This is a genomic window from Agriterribacter sp., from assembly GCF_035497235.1.
Taxonomy (GTDB): Bacteria; Bacteroidota; Bacteroidia; order Chitinophagales; family Chitinophagaceae; genus Agriterribacter.
Genome location: NZ_DATJEB010000017.1, coordinates 36,754 through 43,950, shown reverse-complemented (window position 1 = coordinate 43,950; position 7,197 = coordinate 36,754). Strand labels below are relative to the sequence as shown.

The following is a 7,197-nucleotide window of genomic DNA, read 5'->3' as shown; positions in this document are numbered from 1 at the left end:
GGCCAGCAGCGCGACATTGTCGCTCCCGGTCAGGGCTTCGATGCGATAGGCCGCCGGATGGCGCCGGATCAGATCGACCGTGTTCAATAACTATGCCATGGGCACTTCTGTACAAAGAACGTCTAATGTAATGGATATTTATAAACTTGCCGATGCATACGATATGCCGGGTGATACGGTAGACGGCATGAGTCCGGAAGCCGTGCATGAAGCTGTAGGACGCGCGGTAAAAAGAGCCAGGGAAGGTGGCGGACCTACATTGCTGGAAATAAAAACATACAGGTATAAAGGACATTCTATGAGCGATCCGGCAAAATACCGTACCAAAGAGGAAGTGGAAGAATATAAAGATCGCGATCCTATTGAATATGCCAAAAGCAGGTTAATTAATGCCTTTAACGTTTCGGAAGCGGAAATTGAAGTTATTAACGAAAGAGTAAAAAAAGAAGTAGACGAATCCGTAAAATTTGCTGAAGAAAGCCCCTGGCCCGATGATGATGAATTGCTAAAGGATGTATATAAACAGGAGGACTATCCTTTTATAATGGACTAAATAAACCCCAATTAAAATAATAACAAAGAATACCGAGTTATACAATGAGTGCAATAAAAAAACATGAAACGGTTAAGCATACAGACAGGCTGATGGATGCGCAGGACTTCTGGGAAAGAAACAATAAAAGTATCATTATTGCCTTATCTGCTGTAATTGTACTGGCAGGCGGCTATTTTGCATATAAATACCTGTACCGCCTTCCGGAAGAAAAAAAGGGAGTGGAGGCTATTGCCAAAGCGCAGCAGTATTTTGCCAGCGATTCCCTGCAACTGGCATTAAACGGAGATGGCAGAAACGCGGGCTTTTTAAAAGTGATCAGTAAATACGAAGGAACGCCTTCGGGCAATCTTGCCAAACTATATGCGGGCGAAACCTACCTGCAGTTAGGAGATTATAATAACGCATTAAAATACCTTAAGGATTTTGACGCTAACGGCTCTGTGCAAACCCAGGCATTAGTATACGGACTGATGGGAGATGCTTTATCCGAATTAAAGAAAAATGACGAAGCGCTGGAAAATTATAAAAAAGCGGGTACTACTTTTGAACAAAACCAGGCCCTGTCTTCTGAATATTTATTCAGGGCCGCCAGCCTGTACGAAGTAATGGGCAAAAACAAAGAAGCCATTGCGCTTTTTCAGCAGTTAAAAGATAAATTTCCAAGAACGGAAAGAGGATTTAGCGCTGAGAAATACCTGGGCAAATTAGGGGCAACGGAGTGATTTTAGGTATCAGGTATCGGCGGATAATTACTGACGACAGGATGGATATTCCTTTTCTGCTCATAGCTGAAAGCTGATTGCTGACAGCCCATATGATTTGAATTTTATTTGGTTCTTGTTATTTGTTTTTTGGTTCTTATTATTTACACTAACCATGGCTGAAATAACTAACAGTAATTTATATCATTTAGATGCAGGCATTCTACCAGAGGATGCCTGTGTTGTAATTGTGCGTACCGAATGGAATGCGGCAATAGTAGACAAGTTAGAAGAAGGATGCAGGCAGGTTTTAGCGGAACACAAGGTAGCGTTCCGGGTAATTACGGTTCCGGGCGCTTTTGAAGTGCCTTTTGGAATAACGGGTTACTGGAATGCTCATGCAGCGCGCGTGAACCGGCCCGATGCATTTATTGCCCTGGCGTGCGTAGTAAGAGGCGGCACACCACATTTTGACTATGTATGCAAAGGAATTACCGATGGCATTGTTCAGCTTAACCTTAGCTTACCCGTGCCTTCTGTTTTTGGCGTGCTTACGGTAGACACGGATGAGCAGGCCGAAGAAAGAACCGGCGGCAGGCATGGGCACAAAGGAAAAGAAGCGGCTATTACCGCATTAAAAATGATCGCTTTGAAGGCGTCATTTAATAAAGCTATTTAAATGATTATGCCGGAGGTGTAATTGCCATGGATGTTCAATTATTTGTTCCCTGCTTTATAGACCAGTTGTATCCGCAAACGGCTTTTAATATGATAAAAGTGCTGGAGAAACTGGGATGTAATGTACACTACAATACCAACCAAACCTGCTGCGGACAACCTGCTTTTAATGCCGGCTTTTGGGATGATGCCAGGGACGTATGCAATAAATTTCTTACCGATTTTCCGGGCACTGATTATATTGTTTCACCGGGTGCCTCCTGCACAGGCTTTGTAAAAAACTACTATCCGCGCCTGTTCGACAATTCTTCATTGCACAATGAAGTAAAGGATACCGGTAAAAGGATGTTTGAATTCAGCGCGTTTCTTACCGGTATACTAAAAATTGAAGATGTGGGCGCCGAACTTCGCGGAAAAGCTACGTATCATGATTCCTGCGCTGCCCTGCGTGAATTGCATATTAAATCAGGCCCGCGCCGGTTGCTTAACCATGTAAAAGGACTTGAACTGGTGGAAATGAGCGATGTAGAAACCTGCTGCGGGTTTGGCGGCACGTTTGCGGTTAAGTTTGAAACAATTTCTGTAGCTATGGCCGATCAGAAAGTGGTACATGCCAGCAATACCGGCGCCGATTATATCATATCAACAGATATGAGCTGCCTGATGCACCTTGATGGGGTAATTAAAAGTAAAGGACTGGCTATTCAAACCATGCATATCGCGGATGTACTGGCCAACGGATGGTAAGGGGATTTAAGATTTGAAATTTGAGATTGCGTATCACTTCGAATTTCGGATTTAACCTAATTTCAATTGCAATAATTTTTGTTTTGCTTCTTCTAAAGCAGCAATAAAATCCTTAAATATAAAAATTGCTTTTTGAGTATTATACAGCTCAACTTTTAACTCTTCCTCTTCTTGATTTATCTCTGCGAGAAGATTTTCCTCATACCATATTTCAGCAACTAAATTGCTTCTATCTGGAACACTTGTAATTTCAATTTTAAACTTTTTCATTATTCAATAAATCCTATGAATGTATTGCCATCAGCACTAAACCTTTCCCCTTGTCCGCTTGGTAATTTATATTCCAAGATATTACCAAACCTTGCATGATGCCTTGTAACTGTGGTAACACTTGGGTTAGTAATAATATCTTTTAAAACAGCCTCACCCTGTGCATTTATAGATACTGAATTTCCTGTTACTTTTGGAAATACACTACCAGCACTACTCCCATGCTTTTGCAATGCCCTTCCAACTGCAGTAAGGTCTCCTCTATCTATGACTTTACCAGCATTTAATAATCGCTCAACTGTTTTCTTTGCAGCATCCGTAGCTTTCGCTGTATTAATGGTAATCGTGGCGGGTTTGATTACAGCGTTAGGAAGCGTAACACCCATACCTAAACCAAGAGTTCTTTTCCCAGCCTGGTCTGCATCTAAATTTGGATCCCATAAACCAAGTTGGGTATAATCTTCTTTAATTTTATCACTACGATCTTGATCCTCTATTTGTTCTACAGCATTTGAAAATCTATTTCTGCCTTTTCCATAATGAACAGTTACAGTTACACCACTTTCAGCACCTCCATCTGAGGCTTGGCTTACAAAATACTCTCCATAACCATTTTTGCCAATCTCACCTCCTCCGTTAAAAATTTTGTAAAGCCATGCCCCAACCCTTGTTGCAAAATCTCCTAACGGGTCAGCATTGCTGATTGGATTATTATACATGCTTGCATATGGAGAATACTCTTCCAGCATTTCAGTTTCGGGGTCTACCTGCCAAAACCTTCCTATCTGCGGATCAAGATTACGATAAAACGCATCGTACATGTTTAAATCAAAGTCATTATTATGTTCGATACCGTTGTATTTGTATTTATTCTCAGGCTCTCCGAACGCCAATGCCTTGGAGGATATCCCCGCCATTGTCAACCCGAATGGATAATAATGTGTCTCCTCCAGTATCGCTCCCCTGGTATGTATCACCTGCAAATTATCAAAGAACACATCAACGGGACTCTCGTTGCTCACGTAAATATACACATATCCGCTTTTGGTTGCCATTAAATTTGTAAGATCGGTATGGCTTTTTACCACGCTGTTGCTGCCTGCCTTGCTGAACCCGGCAGTTACGCATATTCAACATATTTTGACATGTGAATGGATGCCGGGATTTGCTTCTCTCCAAAAAACAGTGTTGGTTTTGGAATAAGGTTTGGAAATGATTCCTGAAAATTTACTAAGTTGCGCCTTAAAACGAGATTTGAGATAGGTCTCAGGTATGAGGTGTAAGTAAAGCTGTCAGATCAGCCTTCGGCTATCGGTGAGTAACTACTAACAACAGGATGAATACTCCTGCTTTGTGCTGCACTAAGCTCAAAGCCGATTCTGATTGCTTCTTTCGGATTTAGGATTTCTGACTTCAGATTTAGTGTTTAAGATTTATTTGTTTCTTGTTATTTGCTTTTTGTTTCTTCGTATTTTGCCTGAAATCATAAACCTCTCAACATTATGGCATACTGGCTTGTAAAATCGGAACCTTTTACCTACAGTTGGGATCAGCTTGTAAAAGATAAACAAACCTTCTGGGATGGCGTGCGCAATTATGCCGCACGGAATAACCTTAAAGCAATGAAAAAAGGAGATGAAGTTTTATTTTATCATAGCAATGAGGGACTTGAAATTGTAGGGATAGCCAAAGTGGCAAAGGAACATTATCCCGATCCCACGGCCGATGACGATACATGGGTAGTGGTGGATATAAAACCTTATAAAAAGCTGCAGCAGCCCGTTAGCCTCGCTCAAATCAAATCAGACAAGCGCCTGGCTGATATGGCATTGGTTAGATTGGGACGTCTTTCGGTGCAGCCCGTTACCGAAAAAGAATGGCAGATCATTATGGAAATGGCCGCACAATAAAATGTTAGAAATCCGGGTTCACCCCGGTATAATTTAGTGGTGTAATGGCTTTTAATTCTTTTTTAAGTGATGAAGAAATCCTGAGCGTGTCAATGAACCGGTGCATGGTTTTTTGATTCATATCCGCCGCACCCCTCGTAAGTTCCTTTAATGCTTCATAGGGATTGGGATAACGCTCACGTCTCAAAATGGTTTGTATTGCTTCGGCTACTACCGCCCAGTTCTGCTCCAGGTCCTGTTTTATTTTGGCTTCATTTAATAATAATTTCCCCAATCCTTTATCAAAAGATTTTAATGCCAGCATAGTGTGTGCAAAAGGAACGCCTATATTTCTCAGCACGGTAGAGTCGGTAAGATCCCGCTGCAGCCGCGATACAGGCAATTTAGCCGAAAGGTGTTCCAGCAGCGCATTGGCCATTCCAAGATTGCCTTCCGCATTCTCAAAATCTATCGGGTTTACTTTATGCGGCATTGCCGAAGAACCTACTTCTCCTTTTTTTACTTTCTGTTTAAAATATTCAAGCGAAATGTATGTCCATATATCGCGGCAAAAATCAATCAAAATAGTATTGATGCGTTTTATGCCGTCAAAATGAGCGGCAATATGATCATAATGCTCAATCTGGGTGGTAAATTGCTGCCGCTGTAACCCCAGCGATTTGCTGCAAAAATCATTGGCGAACTTTATCCAATCTGCTTTAGGATAAGCCACATGATGCGCGTTAAAATTGCCGGTAGCACCGCCAAACTTGCAGGAATAGGGAATGGATTGCAGCAACTGCAACTGCTGGCCTAACCGTTCGGCAAATACCATGAACTCCTTACCCAAACGGGTAGGCGAAGCCGGCTGCCCGTGTGTGCGTGCCAGCATAGGTATATTTTTCCATGTTACGGCCATTTTTTTTATTTGTAAAATGAGGGTGGCTATTGCAGGATAGTATTCATTTTCTAAGGATTCTTTCCACAATAACGGAACAGCGGTATTATTTACATCCTGTGAAGTAAGTCCGAAGTGGATCCATTCTTTAAGCTGGCCAAGCTTTAACGCATCCAGCTCCTGTTTAATATAGTATTCCACCGCTTTTACATCGTGATTGGTGATCTTTTCTATGTTTTTTATTTCCGTTGCCTTACCGGGTGTAAAATGCTGGTATATTGTTCTTAATGATTTAACCTGGGCGGGTTTTAACGCAAAATATTTCTTTTGGCTTAGTGCTATGAAATATTCTATCTCAATAAGAATACGATAGCGGATTAACGCGAATTCAGAAAAATACTGGTCTAATTGATGCACCTGGTTCCTGTATCTGCCATCCACCGGTGAAAGAGCAGTAAGCGCTGATAAATCCATTGCTGTATAATATTTGAAGTTATAATAAAAAGGGATTAACCTACATTTGCGGGCAAACCTACATGAAAAAGTTGAAAATTTTTACCGGTACTGAATGGCACAGGTACATGGATGATTTAATTGTAACCAAACATGAGAAATAAAATAAGCGTTGGCATAATTGATTATCTGAATGTAAAGCCGCTTTTATATGGCATTAAGCATTCTCCGGTTATTAATGATATAAACATTGTAGCAACCTATCCTTCAAAACTGGCCGCCATGCTTCTCTCCGGGGAAGTGGATATGGGAATTGTGCCTGTGGCGATCCTTCCTGAAATGCAGGAATCTTATATTGTTTCGGATTATTGTATCGGATGCAATGGACCTGTAGCTACTGTTTGTTTATTCAGCGAGGTTCCGGTAAACCGCATTGAAACCGTATTGCTCGACTACCAGTCAAAAACATCCGTGGCCCTGGCAAAAATACTATTGGAGCAATACTGGCAAATTGCACCTGAATTCGAGTATGTTAAAGAAGAAGAGTTCCGGCATCGTATAACAGGCGCCACGGCGGCCGTAGTAATAGGCGACAGGGCATTTGAACAAAGAAACAAATCAACATATATTTATGATTTGGGCGAGGCCTGGAAAAACCTTACAGGACTGCCCTTTGTATTTGCCGCCTGGATAGCCAATAAACCCCTGCCCGATGGATTTATTCATGCTTTTAATGAGGCCAATGCATTTGGACTAATGCATATGGAAGAAGTAGTACAGGAAAGTCAGTATAAATTATTTGATTTGAACCAATACTATAAGTACAATGTTAATTATGTATTAGATGAGAAAAAGAAAGAAGGCTTAGCGGCATTCCTGTTGCTGTTAAAGCAGGCACAATCGCCGGCATAGAACGGAACCCCTTACACTATATAAACGGCCGGATTATTATTTTTTGCAAAACGCTTTATTTTTTTTGGCGGCACCATACGGAGACTTATTTTT

At 41.5% G+C, this 7,197-nt stretch carries 9 protein-coding genes; 6 read left to right on the top strand and 3 right to left on the bottom strand.

What is annotated here, in order from left to right; translation table 11 throughout:
- Positions 1 to 97 precede the first annotated feature (97 nt).
- The 4 genes from VL121_RS05905 to VL121_RS05890 all read left to right on the top strand — a co-directional run bounded on the left by VL121_RS05905 (position 98) and on the right by VL121_RS05890 (position 2,682).
- A complete protein-coding gene (locus tag VL121_RS05905) occupies positions 98 to 553 on the top strand; it encodes a thiamine pyrophosphate-dependent enzyme (RefSeq protein WP_325403154.1) in 456 nt (151 codons plus the stop codon).
- Between the two features lie 44 nt (positions 554 to 597).
- The gene (locus VL121_RS05900; RefSeq protein ID WP_325403152.1) at positions 598 to 1,278 is read left to right on the top strand and encodes a tetratricopeptide repeat protein; all 681 of its coding nucleotides are present in this window, start codon (positions 598 to 600) and stop codon (positions 1,276 to 1,278) included.
- A gap of 154 nt (positions 1,279 to 1,432) precedes the next feature.
- Entirely contained in the window at positions 1,433 to 1,936 is a 504-nt protein-coding gene (gene ribH / locus VL121_RS05895) for a 6,7-dimethyl-8-ribityllumazine synthase (protein WP_325403150.1), read from the top strand.
- Positions 1,937 to 1,962: 26 nt separating this feature from the next.
- Entirely contained in the window at positions 1,963 to 2,682 is a 720-nt protein-coding gene (locus tag VL121_RS05890; protein WP_325403148.1) for a (Fe-S)-binding protein, read from the top strand.
- Between the two features lie 51 nt (positions 2,683 to 2,733).
- On the opposite strand, the gene VL121_RS05885 is transcribed toward VL121_RS05890, so the two are convergent.
- Both VL121_RS05885 and VL121_RS05880 read right to left on the bottom strand, forming a co-directional pair.
- Positions 2,734 to 2,952 carry a hypothetical protein gene (locus VL121_RS05885; RefSeq protein WP_325403147.1) on the bottom strand — a complete coding sequence of 73 codons (219 nt, stop codon included), beginning with the start codon at positions 2,950 to 2,952 and terminating at the stop codon, positions 2,734 to 2,736.
- Positions 2,952 to 4,007, bottom strand: a complete 1,056-nt coding sequence (locus tag VL121_RS05880; RefSeq protein WP_325403145.1) for an RHS repeat domain-containing protein — start codon at positions 4,005 to 4,007, stop codon at positions 2,952 to 2,954. Before VL121_RS05880 ends, VL121_RS05885 begins: the two co-directional genes overlap by 1 nt.
- 447 nt (positions 4,008 to 4,454) lie before the next feature.
- Between VL121_RS05880 and VL121_RS05875 the strand changes: the two genes are divergently transcribed.
- Positions 4,455 to 4,862, top strand: coding sequence for an EVE domain-containing protein (locus tag VL121_RS05875; protein WP_325403143.1), 408 nt, complete (start codon positions 4,455 to 4,457; stop codon positions 4,860 to 4,862).
- A 4-nt stretch (positions 4,863 to 4,866) separates the two neighbouring features.
- On the opposite strand, the gene purB is transcribed toward VL121_RS05875, so the two are convergent.
- Complete coding sequence (gene purB, locus VL121_RS05870) at positions 4,867 to 6,213, bottom strand: adenylosuccinate lyase (protein WP_325403140.1); 1,347 nt, start codon at positions 6,211 to 6,213, stop codon at positions 4,867 to 4,869.
- 132 nt (positions 6,214 to 6,345) lie between these two features.
- On the opposite strand from purB, the gene VL121_RS05865 reads away from it, so the two are divergent.
- Positions 6,346 to 7,104, top strand: coding sequence for a menaquinone biosynthetic enzyme MqnA/MqnD family protein (locus VL121_RS05865; RefSeq protein WP_325403138.1), 759 nt, complete (start codon positions 6,346 to 6,348; stop codon positions 7,102 to 7,104).
- Positions 7,105 to 7,197: the final 93 nt, after the last annotated feature.